Annotated in this window: 14 protein-coding genes; 6 read left to right on the top strand and 8 right to left on the bottom strand. The window is 54.6% G+C overall.

Annotation, left to right across the window (positions count from 1 at the left end; translation table 11 throughout):
- Positions 1-109: 109 nt before the first annotated feature.
- Together AC5DDB_RS07130 and AC5DDB_RS07125 are read right to left on the bottom strand one after the other, a co-directional pair.
- Positions 110-2494, bottom strand: coding sequence for a BatA domain-containing protein (locus AC5DDB_RS07130; protein ID WP_491739005.1), 2385 nt, complete (start codon positions 2492-2494; stop codon positions 110-112).
- A gap of 260 nt (positions 2495-2754) precedes the next feature.
- A complete protein-coding gene (locus AC5DDB_RS07125; RefSeq protein ID WP_491739004.1) occupies positions 2755-4755 on the bottom strand; it encodes a M20/M25/M40 family metallo-hydrolase in 2001 nt (666 codons plus the stop codon).
- A gap of 202 nt (positions 4756-4957) precedes the next feature.
- Between AC5DDB_RS07125 and AC5DDB_RS07120 the strand changes: the two genes are divergently transcribed.
- The 4 genes from AC5DDB_RS07120 to AC5DDB_RS07105 all read left to right on the top strand — a co-directional run bounded on the left by AC5DDB_RS07120 (position 4958) and on the right by AC5DDB_RS07105 (position 8151).
- A complete protein-coding gene (locus tag AC5DDB_RS07120) occupies positions 4958-6319 on the top strand; it encodes a Gfo/Idh/MocA family protein (protein WP_491739003.1) in 1362 nt (453 codons plus the stop codon).
- Between the two features lie 95 nt (positions 6320-6414).
- Entirely contained in the window at positions 6415-7248 is an 834-nt protein-coding gene (locus AC5DDB_RS07115) for a hypothetical protein (protein WP_491739002.1), read from the top strand.
- A 117-nt stretch (positions 7249-7365) separates the two neighbouring features.
- Positions 7366-7800 carry a hypothetical protein gene (locus AC5DDB_RS07110; protein ID WP_491739001.1) on the top strand — a complete coding sequence of 145 codons (435 nt, stop codon included), beginning with the start codon at positions 7366-7368 and terminating at the stop codon, positions 7798-7800.
- Positions 7801-7845: 45 nt separating this feature from the next.
- Positions 7846-8151, top strand: coding sequence for a hypothetical protein (locus AC5DDB_RS07105; RefSeq protein ID WP_491739000.1), 306 nt, complete (start codon positions 7846-7848; stop codon positions 8149-8151).
- Positions 8152-8155: 4 nt separating this feature from the next.
- Here the strand turns inward: AC5DDB_RS07105 and AC5DDB_RS07100 are convergent, their stop codons facing one another.
- The 5 genes from AC5DDB_RS07100 to AC5DDB_RS07080 all read right to left on the bottom strand — a co-directional run bounded on the left by AC5DDB_RS07100 (position 8156) and on the right by AC5DDB_RS07080 (position 15970).
- Positions 8156-8809, bottom strand: a complete 654-nt coding sequence (locus tag AC5DDB_RS07100; RefSeq protein WP_491738999.1) for a DUF456 domain-containing protein — start codon at positions 8807-8809, stop codon at positions 8156-8158.
- A 34-nt stretch (positions 8810-8843) separates the two neighbouring features.
- Complete coding sequence (locus AC5DDB_RS07095; RefSeq protein WP_491738998.1) at positions 8844-10019, bottom strand: hypothetical protein; 1176 nt, start codon at positions 10017-10019, stop codon at positions 8844-8846.
- Positions 10020-10253: 234 nt separating this feature from the next.
- A complete protein-coding gene (locus tag AC5DDB_RS07090) occupies positions 10254-13208 on the bottom strand; it encodes a PVC-type heme-binding CxxCH protein (RefSeq protein WP_491738997.1) in 2955 nt (984 codons plus the stop codon).
- A 196-nt stretch (positions 13209-13404) separates the two neighbouring features.
- Positions 13405-14979, bottom strand: a complete 1575-nt coding sequence (gene gltX, locus AC5DDB_RS07085) for a glutamate--tRNA ligase (RefSeq protein ID WP_491738996.1) — start codon at positions 14977-14979, stop codon at positions 13405-13407.
- Between the two features lie 136 nt (positions 14980-15115).
- Positions 15116-15970 (bottom strand): ThuA domain-containing protein, encoded by an 855-nt coding sequence (locus AC5DDB_RS07080; RefSeq protein ID WP_491738995.1) that lies wholly within the window; start codon positions 15968-15970, stop codon positions 15116-15118.
- 90 nt (positions 15971-16060) lie between these two features.
- Here AC5DDB_RS07080 and AC5DDB_RS07075 point away from each other — a divergent pair, with 90 nt between their 5' ends.
- Positions 16061-16585, top strand: a complete 525-nt coding sequence (locus tag AC5DDB_RS07075) for an NUDIX hydrolase (RefSeq protein ID WP_491738994.1) — start codon at positions 16061-16063, stop codon at positions 16583-16585.
- A gap of 298 nt (positions 16586-16883) precedes the next feature.
- Here the strand turns inward: AC5DDB_RS07075 and zwf are convergent, their stop codons facing one another.
- A complete protein-coding gene (gene zwf, locus AC5DDB_RS07070; protein WP_491738993.1) occupies positions 16884-18413 on the bottom strand; it encodes a glucose-6-phosphate dehydrogenase in 1530 nt (509 codons plus the stop codon).
- 287 nt (positions 18414-18700) lie between these two features.
- On the opposite strand from zwf, the gene AC5DDB_RS07065 reads away from it, so the two are divergent.
- Entirely contained in the window at positions 18701-19615 is a 915-nt protein-coding gene (locus tag AC5DDB_RS07065) for a MotA/TolQ/ExbB proton channel family protein (protein WP_491738992.1), read from the top strand.
- Positions 19616-19722 lie beyond the last annotated feature (107 nt).

Raw genomic sequence — 19722 nt, 5'->3', positions numbered from 1 at the left:
ACCGGTCCGGAAGGAGGACGGCATCCGAAGTCGGAAGCGAGAACGAACGGGCCCAGTATTTGATGATGTTATCACGGACTCGGTCGTGTTCAAGCGCAACCGTACGATGCTAGCTCGAACTGACTGGCCTTGGCTTCCGAGAACTGGTGACGACCCGTAGTACAGTCAGAATAACTACTAGTCCGAGAACTGCCAAGGTTACCCAATTGTTGGAGATTGTCTGTTGGACGATCGTACAAGCCACACAGACCAGAAGAACCGTCAATCCCCAACCAAACCGCCAGGCCATCAGCTGTTCGATGAAAACCAACACCAAAACCGCTTGAAGCAACCAACGAATCAGACCGTTACCGTCTTCGTCGGTTTGGCTGACACGAGGGGCTTCTTTCCATTTCGTTTGATAGGTGAACTGGGCACCCGGCAGTAAGACTTGTTCAAATTTCGATTTCGAGATCGTGCGGAGGTCACTCTCCAGGGGATCCGAGTTGACTGCGAACCATCCCGCTGCTTGATTGGCCGATGCGGTACGGAATTCGTAAAAACCAACCAACGCAGTGTCCGTCCACTGTGGCGAGGTCTCGGCGGATCCCGGTTGCGTCGTTTCCCGTTGATCCGGCGTCACGACCACCACGGAACCTGCAGACCGATGACCGGTCAACGTCAGTTGTTCACCCACCAACCGATTGCGTTCCGCCCAACGACCGGCAACCACGTATTGCACGGTTTCGCTGATAATCGGCGGAAAACTCGTGTTGGGTTGGACCGGCCAGAGTCCCCATTGGTCGTCAACGGCGGTTGTGATCAGAATCACCCGGCCCCAACCGATTTTTCGGTCGAGCAGAACCGGGTCTCCGTTTGTGAAGCCGAGGACTTTCTCGGTTTGCATGCATTCCGGGATCTCCGTCCGGTAATACTTGAAGATGATGGTATCTTCCAAGCCCGTGCCGGGATTCCCGAGGTACGCGTTGACAATCGGATGTTTCAGGTCAATCGGATCGAATTGGAAAACGGTGTCGATGTTGTCTGCCGCGACTCCCCCGTTCGTGTCGAGTAGCTTTGCAGGCAGCAATCCCTGACCGTCCGCAAATAACGTCTGATTGTAGTTCGCCGACTGAACACGGTCGCCAAGACAAATCACGAGTCCGCCACCGGCTTCGACGTATCGCTGCAGTAGTATGGCTTCCTGTTCGGTTACCAAAGCGACATCACACAGAAAAACGCAGTCGTATCGGCTAAGGTCTACTGCCGCCAGTTCCCCATCGGCAATCACTTGCGACTCGGTCACGCTATGACCTGAAGTATTTCCAGGCGGCGGACCTAACACTTGTTCGAGGTAAAACGTTGCTGTCTCCCGCGGACGACCGGCAGCGCGACCGTTCACCAGCAGAACTCGCAGTTTTTCTTTCGCTGTCACGGCGAGGTAACGGTGATCGTCTACGCTCAAGGCGTCTTCGTTGGCGAATCTTGCTTCCACCCGGAATTCCCCTGCGGAGGCAAAGGTCGTCTCAAAATCGACGACTGCACTATCGTCCGCCGCAATTTCAATTTGTTCGCTGGCAACAACGCGATCGTCAACCAACAGCTGCACCGCTCGGGAGCCGGAGACATTGAGAGAATTGTTCGTCACCGTCGCCCGGAAACTGGTCGGCTTTCCGGCGATCACGTAGGGGTCAACGATTGTGAGCGACGAAATTGCCAGGTTCGCGGCGTCTGCTTGGCCAACCGGAAGGAAGTGCACCGCCGCCTGCTCACTAAGACGTTTGAGTGCCCGACCGATTTGGCTTTGTCGTCCGGTGGCGTCTGGTTGCCAGGATGATTGTTGGAAGTCGCTGATGAACACAACTTCCTTCTGCGTGATGTTACCCGCTTCAGCAAGAAGTCCTTCCACATCTCGCAGTGTGGTGACGACATCGGCCACCTCGTGCGTTTGCCGAAGGTTGTCGATCTCTTTAAGAACTTGCGACTTTTGATACGACGGTTTTTGCACCAACACGGTTGGCGGAATCGAACCCATTCGCACTAAGTTCAACGCGTCGCCTTGTCGGCTTGAGGAAATGACTTCGTTCGCAAGATCGCGGGCCTGTTCGAATCGACTGGGTTCGCCGGTTTGGTGAGCGAGACTCATCGAGGTATCGACCACGATAATCCGGTGCTTCGGTGCGTCGGTCTGGAAGAACGAACCCAATGCGGACATGTACGGCCGCGCGAGTGCCAAGACCAAAAGTAGAAGTATCAACACTCTCACCGCCAACAGCAGGAGTTGTTCCAGCCGAATGCGACGCGAATGTTTTCGCGTCGCTTGCAGCAGAAAACGCATGGCGGCCCAAGTGGTTTCCTTGTACCGTCGTCGATGCAAGAGGTGAATCAACACCGGCAAACCTGCCACCGCCGCCCAACCCAGCATCCCCCAGTTCGCGAAACCCGCCTGAGCGATGATTTCGGATGAGACATACTGAAGCGTGAAAACGTCGGAGATCGCCAGAAACCCATGCAAAACTGTTGTTGTCCTTCGAAAGAATGTCGGTAACGATATGACCAGTAAGCGTTTTGCCAATGCAGGAAATTGCAACAATCAGGGCAAGAACACCACCAGCCATTGATTAAGAATAGTATTACTTCTACACAAACCAGTCGGCATGGGTGCCACGGCTCTGTGAGCCGTGTTTTTCCGGGTCATCGCTCTGCACGGCTCACAGAGCCGTGGCACCCTGAGTCATGACTCCTCACGCAGTAACACTCCAACTGCGACACCATCTATTTCGGTGTTGCAAGTGTCACTTTGAGTTCGACACGTTTGCCGCTCCGCAATACCACAACCGGGACTTGCTCGCCGGCTTTGAACTTTCGCAACGCGAGATCGAAGTCATCGAGCCCGCCGATTTTGCTGCCACCAAATTCGACAATTACGTCGCCGGCTTTCAGTCCGCCTTTTTCCGCGGGACTTCCCGGTGCCACACCTTGGAGCGCATACCCTTCGATTTCATTCGCGAAGTCGGGAATGCTACCGAAGTATGGCCGGTTCCCCGACCGCATCGGGTTCGCTTTCTCTTTGACCTGCACGTACTCCGGCCGTTTCGGGTTGTCGTCGGTCGCAATAACCACTCGTTCGAGCAGCTTCACCACGCGATCGATGCCGCTGACATTGATTTTGTCCCAATCGTCTGTCGGTCGGTGATAGTCGCGATGCGTGTTCGTGAAGAGGTGCAGAACTGGGATCTTCTTCGCATAGAATGACGACTGATCACTCGGCCCAAAACCCTCTGGCTTGTAGGACAGTTTCAGTCCGGAATCCTCTTCAATACTGTCGAGCAGTTCGACCCATCGCTTCGCCGTCCCCGTTCCAAAAATGGTGAGTTCGTCGTTTCTTAGCCGACCGACCATATCCATGTTGAACATCGCGATGGTGTTCTCCAGCGGAAATACGGGTTCTTTGCAATAGCGGGCGGAACCGATCAGACCGATTTCCTCTGCGGTGAAGGCGATGAAAACCAAGCGCCGTTTCGGTTTCTCCGCACGACTCGCCAGCCGTCGGGCAATTTCGAGCAACGCGACCGTCCCCGATGCGTTGTCGTCGGCACCGTTGTGAACTTCGGTCGAACCTGGTGCCAACGAACCGGCACCACCCAAACCGACGTGATCATAATGAGCACCGATGACGATCGTTTCGTCTTTTAGCGGTCCTTCGCCTTCCAGCACGCCGATGACATTTTTGATTTCCGATTTCACCCGCTCGACCGACACAGTGCCATCGGCTTTCCAATCCTTGAGCACAGCACTTTGCGGTTTGAGGTCTTTATCGATCTCGGCTTCCAAGTCGTTCAGCGTTTTATCGAGACTCGCTGACAACAACTTGTTCGCTACTTCTTGAGTGATGTGCACGACCGGAATGGATTTCTCTTTACCATCGCCGCCGTAACCGAACTCCATCAGTGGATCGGGGTCGAACTTTTCGATCTGCTGTCGTACCGCACGAATCTGTTTTTGTGTGTCGACTTGCTCTTGCTTCAGTTTTTCCGCTTTCTCTTGGTCGTCGCCAACGTTCGTGATTTCCTCCGCCAACTCTTTGCGTTTTGCCCGAGCTTTGCGGAGTTGTTCCTTGAGGTTGGTCAACTCACTCGCTCGGCTGTAAGGATCGTTCACGAACAACACTGCCGTCGCCCCGCGTTGGTAAGCGTTGCTGAGTTTCGTCGAAAGTGCCGCATGTCGCGAGACGCCACCATGCACACCTGCAAACGGGCCATCCTTCCGAGCTTGTTGCGGATTGCGACGCATGATGAGGGCGACGCAATCTTTCACTTCAACGCCTTCGAAGTCGTTGTAGTCGTCGTGTTCAATGCCATAGCCGCAGAACACGATCGGTTTGTCGAACTCACCCGAACCGCCAAACGAACACACTTCAAAATCTTCACCGATTTTCAGTGCGATCGATTTCCCCTCCGCGGTTGTCAACGTTAACTCGTTCGGTTCGCCGAGTTTGGAACCGGTTGTGATGGAGAACTTCTGAAACGCGTCGCCATCAACGGCGTCGACTTTCAAACCGGCATCACGGAAGGACTTCTTGACGAACTCGGCGGCCTCGTTCAATCCTTCCGTGCCTACGCCGCGACCGTCCAATTCGTCGGACGCAAGGTATTTCAGATCGTCGAGCAATGACTTCTGTGTGGTTGAAAGTTCTTCCGCGGTGGCTTCCCCGACCAACCCGACAAACACACATGAGACAAGACAGATTAACAATCGATGCCAAGACCAAATCATCAACAGGATTCTCCTCGAATTGGTTACGCCCATTAGCAGCGTCTGCTGGGGCGGTGTTGGTTGTCGGTGGATTCCGTTCAACGAACTGATATTGTAGCGCGAGCCGGTCGTGTGACACCAGTAACCAACCCCGAGAAGTCGCGACGGACATGAAACAGCGTTAGAATGATTCCGATTCCCAACCGCTCGAAAGGATGAACCAATGAATCGCAGAGACGTTTTAAAAGGTGCCGCTCTCGGTTTGACTGCCGCCGCGTTGCCGAGTGCAATGCTGACCAGTGGAGCGTTCGCCGCTCCGGCTTCACGTCGCCGAGTCGGATTGATCGGCACCGGGTGGTACGGCAAATGCGATCTCACACGGCTCATGCAGATTGAACCGGTCGAAGTCGTCGCGTTGTGTGATGTCGATCAAAAAATGCTTAAAGAAGCCGGCGATCTGATCGCCTCTCGCCAGGAATCGAAGAAAACGCCGCAACTCTACGGCGACTATCGCAAGATGTTGGCCGATCAGGAGATGGATATCGTGCTGATCGACACGCCCGACCATTGGCACGCATTGCCGATGATTGCGGCCGTCGAAGCCGGTGCGGATGTCTGGGTGCAAAAGCCGATCAGCGTGGATGTGCGTGAAGGCCAAGCGATGGTGACTGCCGCCCGCAAGCACAAACGCGTTGTGCAAGTTGGGATGCAACGTCGCAGCACGCCGCACTTGATCGAAGCCCGCGACCGTGTCATCAACGAAGGCCTGCTTGGCGACATCGCTCAAGTCGAGACCTACTGTTATTATCACATGCGAGCAAAGGCGAATCCGCCCGCCAGTCAGCCGCCGGAATGGCTCGACTATGAGATGTGGACGGGCCCCGCCCCGATGCGACCCTATACCAGTCTAACACATCCGCGATCATGGCGGGCGTTCTGGGAATACGGCAACGGCATCATGGGCGACATGTGTGTGCACATGCTCGATATGGTGCGTTGGATGCTCGAACTCGGTTGGCCGAAGCGGATCGCCTCCAGCGGCGGGATTCTCGTCGATGAAAAGTCGCTGGCGAACATTCCCGATACACAAAACGCGATCTTCGAGTATGACGATTTCGACGTCCTTTGGACGCACCGGTCATGGGGCAATCCGCCAGACCCGGAATATCCCTGGGGAGCCACCATCTATGGCACTAAGGGCACGCTGCGGTTGAGTGTGAATCGTTACGATTTCACCCCGCACGGCCCCGGCAAAAAACTGCATGGCGACGCAGTGATCGAACTCGACAAATACCCGCTAGACGGCCCGGATAAAGCTGCCATCAATTTGGAACAACACGTCGCCTCCGCCATCCGAGGCCACATGCGCGACTTCCTCACCGCGATCGACAACCGCACGAAACCCATCGCCGACATCGAACAAGGCCACATCTCCGCCGCCAGCTGCATCCTCGCCAACCGCTCAATGCAACTCGGCCGTTCCCTCGAATTCGATCCCGACAAACACATCGTCACCGGCGACGACGAAGCCACCAAACTCTTGCAGCGACCGTACCGTGAACCGTGGAAGCATCCATTTTCATAGTCGTCACGTAGTTAGTAGGTCAGGCTGTGCCTGACGAAGAGTAGACGCAGATGTCAGGCACAGCCTGACCTACGAAACTAGTTCAGAAAGCGATTATGTCGACATCCAACCACGATTCATCAAACGTCGCGCCGTCGCATGTGCAGGCTGCGAAGGCCAGTTGGGTTGCTCCATTGGTTGCGATCTTCATCAATATGGCTCTCGGGAAGAACGCAGACGACCGGACCACGAAATTGGCGATTGCGGTATTTGCCGGTTTGATTATTCTCGCGGGATTCGTGTTCGCGATCTGGGCCATCATTGGGGCATTTCGAGAGGGACCCAAAAGAATACTAATTCCCGCAACCATCGGTCTCGTGATCAACAGCTTTCTCGTCTACATGGTTTATTTTACATTCACTATTGCCCCGAAAATCATCGAGCAACATCGCCGTGAGGAAGCAGCGGCCGTATTAACCGATTGGATTCCAACGGGTGAAGACTGGCACGTCGATCGAAAATCGTTTTTCGCAATTCAGTTCCCAGACGACTGGGAAGTCATTCGAGATCCGCAAGCCGGAATTGCCGCCATCGCACTGAGCCCTCTGGATTCGTCAGAAGATCAGTTTCAAGAGAACATCACGATCGTATCAGGGAGTATCCCCGCTGGAATGACACGCGAAGCGGTTATCGCCAAGGATTTGCGAGACCTTCGGCGGAACACTCCCGGCTTTTTGGAATACGATAGCGGCACAATGGCGATCAATGGCGTGGACTGGTCATGGATTGAATTCCGGCAGTTCGCGGAAGGTAATGAGCTAAGGGTGACGGGCCATATGGCCGTACGTCACGGGCGAGCGTATGCTGTACTCTGTGGCGGAAAACCGGATCGAGTGGCTGATCTCAAACCTGTCTTTGACGAAGTAGTTTCCTCGCTTCGTGTTCCATAAGTGCGAGGTCGACTGGGATCATGAAGTCAGTCGATCAGGCTGTGGCTGACAAGTGCGTCTATTTTCGTCAGGCACAGCCTGACCTACATTGCTACGCAAACGAGGTTTGTGAGAATCATGATCTATAAATTTCCGACTTATGTCCCTGTGATTGCTGTTGCGATTGCGGTGGTTGCTGCGATTGTTGGTGTGATCTTGATTTGGGCGCGGAAGCCGCTGCGGTTCATCATCGGTTCGTTTGTACTTGCCGTGCTGGCAGGGGCGATTTTCGCGCCGGCGTTGGCTTTGGATCGTGTCGTGCTCGATGATGAAAAACTCGAACAAACGACTGGTTTCTGGTTCTCGCCAACTGTCAAAGGGCTTCGGTTGGCAGATACCGCGGTGGTGACAATCGGCACGGAACTCGATCGGAAAGGTCGTACCCAGGAAGTTTGGATCATCACAGCCAAAGACGGCAGTACTCGCACCATCGACCCCGGAGACCTTTGGGAGATGAACGGAGCAGATATCATCAAGCGACTGCGGGAAAAAGGCATTGAAGTCCGTCAATAGCTGCCATCGATTCACATAGGCGAACGTGTCTAGGGCTTAGACGAGATGGAACGAATCACGGTGAGTGTGAATCAAAACCATCGCAACTATGAAGCTGCCCTACAGTTTCTCACCGACGGTTTGAGTGAAACCGGGTTCGTGTCGAACGAACTCATAGCATTCGTGACACAATGTGTCGAACGCTTCGGAGCCAATCACTTCGTTGTTCCGATCACGCACGGTGAGTTCGAGACCGGCAGTTACACGTCGTACTGCGACCCCAGATTGCAGTCATTGGAATGGACCCGCCCCAACCGAAGTTCCGCGACGAAATCTTGCGACTCGCACGTGAGTCGGGTCTGGTCGCATTAGACCATCAAAACGGCTTTATGTTCACTCCACCGGATCGCAGTTGCAAGCCTTGGTGGAAATTCTGGTAGGCAGCCGATTCGAAAGTGGCCGTGGCAGCATTGCGGCTGTCCGAATCAGTTTTGAAGTCTAAAAACGAGTCAAAACCGACAACGATGACCATCACGATGCCGACGATGAGTTTGCTGGCGGTGCCGAGGAGGCGGCCGATCATTGCACCTTTACCGATGGCAATGCGTTCGGAGGTCGTGCGTTCCGCGGCGGATTCTCCGAGATACGCACCTGCAAATGCACCGACCGCGCCGCCGCCGACGGCTCCGATGATGGGGCCGATTACAGGAATGGGCACTCCGACCGTCGCACCGAGAATACTGCCCACGATCGTTCCGACGATGGAGAAGATGATTCCCCGACGACTGCCACCCTGCTTCGCCGCACCGGCGGCACCGGCGAGGAACTCGATGATTTCACCAATGATCGCCAAGACGAGAATGGCGATGACGACCGTCCAGCTCACACTCGGCGATTGATCAACTGGCTGAAGATACGCATATAAAGCCGTAAACAGCACAATCAGCCAATTTCCCGGCAGTCCGAATGCGGTGGAAATCCAAGCAATCAGGTTTGCGGCTAACAGTAAAACGGCCCATAGAATGACCATTACAGCTCGATTCTTTCCAAGAACGTGAGACGAACTATTGGCCGACCGGGCCGTGTTCCATCGGTGTGATCCACATAAACGGCTGACCGCGTTCGTCGATCTTGAGGTCACGAACAAGTCCGCTTTTCGCTGTGATCCGGCGAATCAGCAGGCTCCACGATGTGCTGCGGGACGGGTGATCGACGCGGATTTCGTCGAGGTTGATTTGTTGTTTTTCGATAGTGGCTAGGTCCAATCGCATCGGCACGTTCGTCTTGGCTTCAATGATGGCCAAAAGATCGAGCAAGGCGACATCGTGGAGATTCACGGGCAGCAACTTGAACAGGACTGGTGCCGTCTCGATCGGGGCGTCTTTCGGCTCCCAACCGACAGGCCACAATTTCGCTTGCGAATTGAGTGGGTCGACCACAAGTTCCAACGTGCCGTCCGGTGTCCGACGTGGACGAAACCCGATGCTCTGCTCACGCAGCATAATTGCAAGCGCGGTCCCATGCGAGAACCCGGCAACCGATTGCCGGACCTTCGTTTTTTCGTCGCCCCGCAACCGAAGCCAAGCCTGCGATTCCTCGGAGAAGTGCACGGGCAAGTCGTTTGGCAGATTCAGCTGTTCGACGGCCTCGACAAGTGGTTTTCCTTTAACGTCCTGCTCGACTTCCAAGCTCAATGTGCCGAAGACGACCCCAAATTGCGTTTTGCTCAAGCCCCACAGCGGTTGGCCTTTCGGATCACCCTGCTGGCCGAATTTTTTCAACTCGTCAAGGTAGTCACGGAACTTGCCCAGGTTGTCGAGTGTGAATGCTCCGTCCGGTAAGACCACTCGTCCCCGCCGATCCAACACCGCCACGACCGACACCTTACGGATACCCCGAACGCTACGCTCGGTGACACCAGGTTCGTCGATCGCGCGTCGTGTGCGGACTTGAGGCGAGTAGCCCAGCTTCCCTAATCCGGCTGCCCAGCGTTGAGCTTCATAACTCGTCCCAGGAGCTTCCATCAAGAGTTCGACCGTCACGACGGTTTGATTGGTGCTGTCGGGTTGAGTGGGGGAAATCGTCGGTGGTTTTGAAGTCGTTGTCGTGGGAGCGGTTTGTCGTCCGCGGTAGGGTTTGACGGTGTAAAGTTGACCCCAAACGGAAGTTGTCCCACATGCAACAAGAATGCCGAGAGTCGCTAGATCACGAAGGCGGCAAAGTCGTTGCGAGCGGTTCATGTGATACCTGACGAATTGACTTGAGACGGATGACACTACCTTTCATGCTATCGGTCAGCTTGCGAATCGGCCAGATGCTTTTTCTATGATTCCGATTGCGTCGGTTTCGTCGGCCCAAAAAAAACTCGCTTTGGCAAATACCAAAGCGAGTTCGATTGTTGATTGTTATCTAACGATCGGTCGAAATACGACGAATCGAAGCAATGTTGCAGTTCACCGGCCTGTTCCCATTGCTTACTCGCCGGGCAAATCGATAGGGATATCTCCATCGAGGTAACGCCAATTCTTGATGAAACCAATCAGGTTTGCCATCTGTTGCGGCGTGATGTTTTTCTCCAAACCGACCGGCATCAGTGAGACACCATCCGATTTCATTTGCTCAATATCGCTTCGCAGTAGAGTGATGCTTTTGCCTTCCGGCTGCTTGAGCGTCACAGATGTCGCGGTTTCGGTTTCGACCAACCCCGTGTGAACTTGGCCATCGACAGTGAGTACGGTAAAGCTGAAATAGTTGTTGTCGACCGCTCGATTCGGGTCGAGAATGTTCGTTAGCAGATACTCGGGAGTTTTCGTGCGAGAGTCAGCGATGTCGGGGGCCACATTGACGCCGAGTTTGCCGATGCGGTGACACGTCGCACAGTTCTTCGTGAAGACTTCCCGGCCCGCTGCCGAATCCGGTTTGAGCGACAATGCCACTTGGTAATCGCTAAGAACTTGCTTGCGATCCGCCGGTGTCGCCGCTTGGACGATTTTCGCGAATGCCTGACGGATGCCAGGATCACGGTGTGATGTCAATCGTCGTGACTGCCCGAGAGAAAGTTCCGCCGGCTTGATGGTTCCCGCTTCCATGAGTTTAAGCAACGTGTCTGTCGCGACCGGAACAGAGATAGCCGCGTCAAGAATTTTGCTCCGCATCGTTGGCGTTTGCGCGGAAAATCCCGATTCGAGCAGTCGGCTGACGAATGCACTCGATCGTTGTCCCAGGACATCGATGGCAGCCAAGCGAATCGATTGCGGTTCGCGGGACGTCGCGAGTTTGAACAGCGGTTCCTCGGCGTCGGCCAATCCGTGTGCCAGGAATTCCATGGCAATTTGGCGGTTGCTCGGCGATGCATCTGCATCGGTTGCTTCGTCGAGTGCTTTGGATGCGATTGTTGCAAGTTGAGTCTGCAGGTCTTTGTCGAACTTCTCGACGATGCGTGGCAGTCGTTGCCCGCGACTTCGTAGGCCCGTAGCCAGACCATTCAGGAACCGTAACTGCGTTGCCAATTGGTCATCGGCGGACAACTGACTGACCAACGCGAACGCGCGAGCCAACTCAGCCGGCGTATTGCGTCGACCGATCAGATTGCCGAGTTGTACAAGGAATCGGTCCGCCTGGCTGCCCCGCTCATCGTCAACGATTCGTGTCAACAACTCGACGGGTTTCTTGGTGGCAAGAAGGACCGCGGACGCGATCCATTCGTCATCTAAATTGTTCAGAGCGATTTCGGCTAGCGTCTCGGTCATGTCAGCATCGGCGTAACTCAGACTCAGTGCGATTTGAAACTGCAATCGTGGATCGGCTTTTTTCGCTCGCGTTTTCAATGTGTCTAATAATTCGACATCGTTTTCCGTTAACCAACTCTCGGAAAATCGAACTGCAATTTCTGCCACACGGTCGGAGTCATTTTGAATAACAGAGAGAACCAAGTCACGATTCGACTTCAGTCCACCCAACGCATGTAGCAGTCCGAGAGCAGCAACTTTACCTGTCGGTCTGTTCGCAGTTCGAACTTGCTCCGCCAGTGCCGGGATGATGGATTGGTCCTGCTGTTGCAACAGAAGTCGTGTCGAGATTTCTCGCTGCCAAGGTTCGTAGGCATCGAGGGACCCGACCAGTTTCTCTGGCGGAAAGTCTTTGAAATATGTGGCCCAACTTTCCTCTTCTTCATCGCTGGGCGTGGGCTTCTGGACTACGCGATAAATCCGTCCGCGGTCGCTGCCATTGGTGAGATCGCGACGAGTTTTGAGTTCGGTCGGCATGAATTGCGGGTGTTCGATGACGGCTCGGTACATATCGCAAACATACAATGCACCATCTGGTCCGTGAGCCAAGTTCACCGGGCGGAACCAGGAATCTTTACTGGCGAGAAATTCCACTTTGTCCCGGCCCGGTTTTGAGGTGAACGTGGCTCCCAGAGGTGACCAGACATCACGATGCACCAAACTGCCGGTCGGTTCGCAGGTGAACGAGTTGCCGTAGAACTGCGGCATCGCAGTTCCGCGATACACCGTTACACCGCATGCGGCGGTGAATTGGCCCGAGTGCAGTGTGGAAGTTGTCCAGGCACTGACTTGGGGGTAGACACGGCTGTTCTCCGCGGCCGGAGAGACATCGTGCCCGGTTTGGCTAATCGCCAAATGGGGATTGCGACTCAGGTAATGATCTTCGAAGACAAGGTGCTTACAGGGATTGCGATTGCTGCACACGAAACGTCGACCGTAGTCGTCGAAGGTCAAACCGAACTGGCCGATTCCGGTGACGGCTTCGTACTTGCCAGTGATCGGGTGAAACCGAAAGTCACGTCCGCTGAGCGAAACCGGTTTGGCATCCTTGGCCCATTCCTTGCGTTTCGCGATGACATCCCCACCCCGTAAACCGTTGGCGATGTAAACATAACCGTCGATTCCAAGCGTTGGATGGTTGGCCCGCAGTTGCGGATTCTCCTGAGCGAACCCCGTGAACCAGGTCTCACGGACGTCCGCTTTGTGGTCGCCGGTCGTGTCTTTGAAGTACGCAACTTCGCCAGCCATCGTGACGATGACACCGCCTTCCCAAGGCAGCACACCGTTGGCAAAAAGCAGTTGATCCGCGAAGAGGTGGGACGTTTCGTAGAAACCGTCGCCGTCTTGATCTTCGAGATACTTGATCTTCGATTTCGGCGGTTGACCGTCTTCTGGGCCGTTGGGGTAGTCGGTCATTTCGACGACATATAACCGCCCGGTTTCATCGAAGGCCATTGCAACAGGATCAACGACCTGCGGTTCGCATGCGACCAACTCGACCCGCACATCAGGATGAACCTGCAGGTGCTGGATCGACTCTTTCGGCGAAACCGGACTCTTCACCATTGCCGGTTGAGCCGACAGGTTCTCGGTCGACACACACGTCAAAATCCCCGCGAGGACGAGCGTCCAACGGAACATAAAATTCACTCCGATCAATTTGGTCAGACTCACGAACGCAATTCGTGAATTATTAACGTTCGCCGATGCGTTGTCCAACGCATGCGACCAAGCGCGTCGCGAACCAGTGTGTCACGACTTGGTGAACCGTGCCGCTCGACAACCCCGAAAAACACGGCTCACAAAGCCGTGGCACCCGCTTTAGTGGTGCTTTCGGTTAGGCTTTTGCAATTGCCAAGGCTCGGTCGATTCGGGCGAGGACGCGGTCTTTGCCGAGTACCGCGAGGCAATCAAACATTCCCGGTCCACTCGGTTTTCCGGTGGATGCAATGCGAATCGCGTGGATGATTTGGCCGATCTTCACGTCTTCGGTCTCACAGAAATCGTGTAGCAACTTGTCCAAAGCGTCGGCATCAAACTGCTCGGCCTTGGCCAACTCGTCACGGAACTTGGTCAGCAACGGAACGGCGTCATCCGGTTTCTGGATTCGTTTCTTGAACGATTTTTCGTCGAAAGTGAGTTCGTCATCCGATGTGAAAAAGTCGTCGGCATTCAGAATATCGCTGAATAGCACTAATCGCTCGCCAAGAATGTCGATCACTTTGCCGACCCATTCGCGATCATCATCGGTTGCCGAACCGCTCAAGAGTTTGGCCTGTTGCAAGTACGGAATGCACCCGGCGACTTTCTCGTCGCGGGATAGTTCCTGCATCCAATGGGCTTGGTAACTGTTGAGTTTATCCGGATCAAACCCGGCGGGCGCTTTGATGACCTTTTCGAGCGTGAAATTCTGCAGAAGAAACTTGCGGGAAAGGATCTCGGTTTTGTCGTCGAACGACCAACCAAGTTGGGCAAGCGCGTTGAGTAGGCCCTCGGGCAGGTAGCCGATCTGTTCGTAGAACTGCACCATCACCGGGTTCAAGGTTTCGTTGTTGATCTCGCCAAGATTCAATTGCGGAAACACTCGGTCGCCAGCTTCAAAGAGTTTCTTGAAACTCGGGTTATTGCGGTATTTTCCGATGTCTCGTTTTGACAGCTTCTTCGATGTTCCCGGTGCCGTCACGAATGGAATGTGAGCGAACCGTGGTGGAGTCTCGCCGAGAGCTTTGTAGATCAGCAGTTGAGCGGGTGTATTCGAGAGGTGTTCCTCGGCTCGGATCACATGGCTGATTTTCATTTGCGCATCGTCGACGACTGTCGCCAAATTGTAGAGTGGCGAACCATCGCCGCGAGCGATCGCAGGGTCCGACATGACCGACAGATCCCATTCGACATGACCGCGAACCAAGTCGTCTACCGCGATCTTCTGATCACGCGGAACCAGCAATCGGATGACATAATTTCGTCCCTCGGCTTTGTACTGCTCGCGTTCGGCGTCGGTGAGGTCGAGCGAACGACGAATGTTGAGTCTGGGGCGTTTTTCCTTGTCGGCGAGTTCCCGATCTTCGGCGTTCTGCTCGGGCGTGTTGTAATCGCGGAAGGCATGCCCATCGGCCAGCAATTTTTCGACGGCCGCTTTGTACAACCCGCTGCGTTGCGATTGAAAATACGGACCGAATTCCCCCCCAACTTCCGGGCCTTCGTCCCAATCCATGTCTAACCAGCGAAACGCTTGGAAGATGGGTTCGAGTGCCGATTCCACATGACGTTTTTGGTCGGTGTCGTCGATGCGAAGAATAAATTGACCGTTGTTGGCTTTCGCCCACAGCCAGTTGAAGAGAGCGGTCCGCATCCCTCCGATGTGCATGTAGCCAGTCGGAGACGGAGCGAATCGCGTGCGAACAGTTGTCATGATGAAATTGGTTTTTGTTGGGGCAGATTGAAGTGAGGGGGAAGGTCTCGGGGTTGGGGGTTAGGATTTAGGAATTAGGTTAGAGGCTTCGAATGCTCTGATTTTCCGCTAATCCCTATCCCCTAAATCCTAATCCCTATTCGGCAGCTTTCTTAGCGGCGGCGGTGGCTTCGGCGGAGACTTCCGGGTTCGGGGTCGCGTCGCCGTCAACTTGGTCGAGCACCCATTTCACCGCGTTTTCGGTGGACTTGAGAAAGCGTTTGTCGGTCCATGTCTGGTTGTTGTGGCCAAGATTGTTGTAGTAGATTTTGCCTTCGCCCCATTCCCGACACCACGCCACCGGCACGTGATAGGGTTTGCTTGGTTTGCATTTCGACATATCCAAGCTCATCAGCACATGCACGTTTTCCGGGACGAAATTCACGTATTGGTAAATCTCATCTTTGATTTGGAACTCTTCGCCAAACGGTTGCATGGCAGGATGTTCGGGATCGTGGACGGCGATCGTGACTGTCGTGCCAGCTCCCCACGGATGCCCTGCAAAGGTGCCGCCGATCATTTCCCGATACCAGGCATGCTCGGGCTTGTCGTTGCGGTAGGTATCGGTCGCCGAGTGAAAACCAATCACGCCATGACCGGGTTGCGTCAACCATTTCGTGAGGAAGTAGTCTTTGGCTTCGTCGCTAATCGGGAGTTCGCCAGTCGTATACAGCATGACGATGTCGTAGTTCTCCAGGTTCTCGCGTGTGAAGTCGGCGGCGGCGTCTTGAGTCGCATCGACGGTGAACAGGCCAGTCTGTTGACCGAGCTGTTTCATCGCGATCTCGGACGGCGACAACTCTTGACCTTTGCGTTTCACGGAGCCATGGACAAACCCTTTGCTCTGCGTCAAAAACAACACGCGAGCCGGCTTATCCGCGGCAAATGACGACGTTGGCAAGACAATAAGAATCGCTGACAACACGATCAGCAATGAGCGACGTTGAAACATAGGTTTCCCTTTTCCGAATGATCTAGACGCGGGGATACGACGTTGACATGATAACGATCCCATCCATCCAAACCAACGAAACGAAGCACCATGAATGCCGATTCCTCGATTGATTTCCAAGCTCGTGGGAAGTATTTACGATTACTCAGACAGGACGGCTGGGAATATGTCGACCGCGTTGGTGTCACTGGCATCGTGGCGATGATTCCGATCACCGATGACGGGAAGATCATCTTGATCGAGCAGTTTCGGGCACCGGTTGGGAAACGCGTGATCGAAATTCCGGCCGGTTTGGTCGGGGATGACTCCGAGACCGAAACACCCGTCGCGGCGGCCAAACGGGAACTCCACGAAGAAACGGGTTACAAGGCCCGCCGGATGAAGAAAGTCGCCGAAGGACCACCCTCTGCCGGGCTGTCGACGGAGGTCGTGACGTTCTATCTCGCCACCGGTTTGACGAAGACCAAAGACGGCGGCGGTGGCGACGGTTCGGAAGACATCGAAGTCCACGAAGTGCCGCTGGCCGAAGTCGACGAATGGCTCAAACGCCGAGCGAAAGGCCGGTACATCGACCCCAAAGTCTACACTGGTTTGTACTTCGCGAAGAGTATGTAGGGTGTGTGTAGCGAAGCGTATCGCACAGATTTCCTTCCACGTCGATCAAAAGGTTGCGTTTTACTGCTACCACTTCGCATTCATCAAGTGGCAAGGGTGGCATGTCCACGGCTTTGCGTGGACATGATTCGACATTTGAACCTTTCTGGCTCATGCCCACCCCAAGCGGTGGGCATGCCACCCAACTTCTTTCGACATCAACTATTCGATGAGATCATTAATTAGAAATGCGAAATGGTACGCGACGCATCCTACGGACCCTTTCCTCATCACATCAGACCTCATTACCTCATCATCTTCAAGACGGTCCGGATGAACGTGGGCGACGCCAATGTCGACCGGAGCGGTTGAGCAAATTGTCGGCGGCTTTCGGACCCCAGGTGCCGGCTGGGTAGAAGTTGGGTTCGTGGTTGCCTTGTTCCCAATGCTCGAGCACCGGCGTCACGAATTTCCAGGCGGCTTCCAATTCATCGCTGCGGGTGAAGAGTGTGGAGTCACCACGAAGCACATCAAGCAACAAGCGGACGTAAGCTTCCGGCATTTTCTCGCCGAAGTCGTCTTCGTAATCGAACTCCATATTCGCGGGATGCACTTGATACTGCATGCCCGGTCGTTTGGTCGAGAACTTCAGCGATATCGCTTCTTTGGGTTGGATGCGAAAGACCAATGCGTTTGGTTGGGTCCCGACGACGTCACAAATATCGCCTTCGCATTCGACCGTTTGAAACAAGTGTTGCGGCGGGAGTTTGAACTGAATCGCGATTTCCGTGACCCGACTGGCCATACGCTTTCCGGTTCGCAGATAGAACGGCACACCGGACCATCGCCAGTTGTCGACATGCACTTCCATCGCGACGTAGGTGTCGCGGTTGGACGTCTCGGAAACTCGCTCCTCCTGGCGATAACCCAACAGCGTTTCGCCGCCGATCGTATTCGGAAAATACTGTCCGGCGACCGCCCAATCATCAATGTTCGCCGATGGTGCTTGAAGTGCTTCGAGAATCTTGACTTTTTCGTCCCGGATATGTTCCTGCAGAAACTGCCCCGGTGGCTCCATCGCAGTCAAACAGAGTAGTTGCAACGCGTGATTCTGGAGCACGTCTCGCAAAGCGCCCGCTTGATCATAATACGCTCCACGACCGTGTTCCATTCCTTGAGACTCTGCTACCGTGATCTGAACATGATCGACGTGATTCCGGTTCAAGAGCGGCTCGAAAATCGCGTTGCCGAAGCGGAACATCAAGATGTTCTGGACGGTATCTTTTCCGAGATAGTGATCGATGCGGTAAATCTGGTCCTCATTGAGTAGACGACCAAGTTGCCGACTCATTTCGCGAGCGGATTCCAAGTCGTGTCCAAAAGGTTTTTCGATGACGACCCGCAGGACTTGGTCACTCTCCGCATGCGGGATCATTCCGGCTTCACTGAGCGCCTCGACCGAAGGCACGAACAATGTTGGAGCCGTCGCCAGGTAGACCAAACGTTTTCCGTGAGTGTTCGTTTCGTCTTCGAGTGTTTCCAAACGGGTACGAAGCCGATTGAAGTCTTCCGGGTCTTTTAGGTCCGCACGTTGATAGAACAGTCGACTGGCAAATTTGTTCCAGCGTTCCTCGGTGAAGTCGTCTCGTGCTTCGCGGATCGCCGACTGCATATCGCTGCGGAACTCGTCATCGGATTTGTCGCGTCGTGCAACACCGACAATCGGACATTGGTCCGCCAAATACCCGGAAATCCACAATTCGTACAAGGCGGGTAAAAGTTTTCGGGCCGTCAAATCGCCGGTGGCACCGAAGATGAGAATTGTGGCTGCTTGACGGTCATCGGACATTACATGTACACCCTCTTAAACGGAAAATCGGCCGCGCGGCCCCTATTCTCGCGACTCACGCATCGGATTGCCACCCAATCACGCAGGGGACCAGTGAATTGAAATTACATACGCATTTTGTCGCTGTCACACCAGGAACTCTCAAAAAATAGGCGAGCTGAGCAAATTCTGCGTATCCTCATGGGAGTTTGAGACAACTGTCTAATGCGAGGGTGTCGCTGGCAAACTAGCAGCCAGTGACATTCGAAACTTCAAAAGACAGACGTTTTGGAAAGCCGTGATTCGTCATGACGCACTGGTTAGTTTGTACGGTTTTGTTCGCGCAGGCGGCCCCGGCTGCCCCCAATGTGGACGATGTTCCACCGCCGCCTGCCGCCGAACAGCAAGTCGCTCCGGAAGATCCCGCTCCGACCGATGAACCAGGGTCGACCGAAAATACCGAGACCGAATCGGAAGAAGAATCCACATCGGACGGTGTCCTCGACGGGTTGAGGAACTCCGGGGCACTCAAGTTGTTGCTCGATGGCGGCTGGTTCATGCTGCCGATTTTGTTGCTCGGAATTGTCGCGTTCGGCGTGATCATCGAACGTTATCGCAGTTTGAAGATGCTGAGTACCGATTCGTCAGAATTGCGGGCGAAAGTCCGCAAACTCTTGGAGCAAGATAACCCGGAAGAAGCCCTCGAATTGTGTGACCGCGAAACCGGGCCGGTGGCGGCGATTCTCGCGGCAGGACTGCGGAAATATGTCGTGCTGCGACGACTCGGTTACGACACCGCCCGCATCGAAGAACAAGTCATTAAAGCAATGGACGATTACAGCGTGCACATCGTCGCTGCTTTGGAAAAACATCTGCCGGTTCTGGCGACGGTTTCGAGTGCCGCCCCGATGCTGGGGTTCCTGGGGACGGTGTCCGGGATGATCGTGTCCTTCAATGAAATCAACGAACGCATCGGCGAAGAGAACATCGTTAAACTCGCTTCCGGCGGGATCAGTGAAGCGTTGCTAACGACGTGTTTCGGATTGATCGTCGGAATCCCCGCGTTCATCGGGTTCAACTATTTCAACAGCGTGATCAATCGCTTCGTACTCGACGTGGAAGAATCCGCCACGGAACTGATTGAGACCGTCTCGCTCAACGAAACCCTCGCAGAACGCAACGGAACGCCGACCGAGGAATCGAAAGCGAACTTGGTGTCATAGCCTAGAACGAATAAATGGGTGGCATGCCCACGGCTTTGCGTGGGCATGATTAGACATTCGACGTCACCGGCCCATGCCCACCCCGAGCGGTGGGCATGCCACCCGAA

Source organism: Thalassoroseus sp. (assembly GCF_984380535.1).
This window is presented reverse-complemented; position numbering and strand designations above follow the sequence as displayed.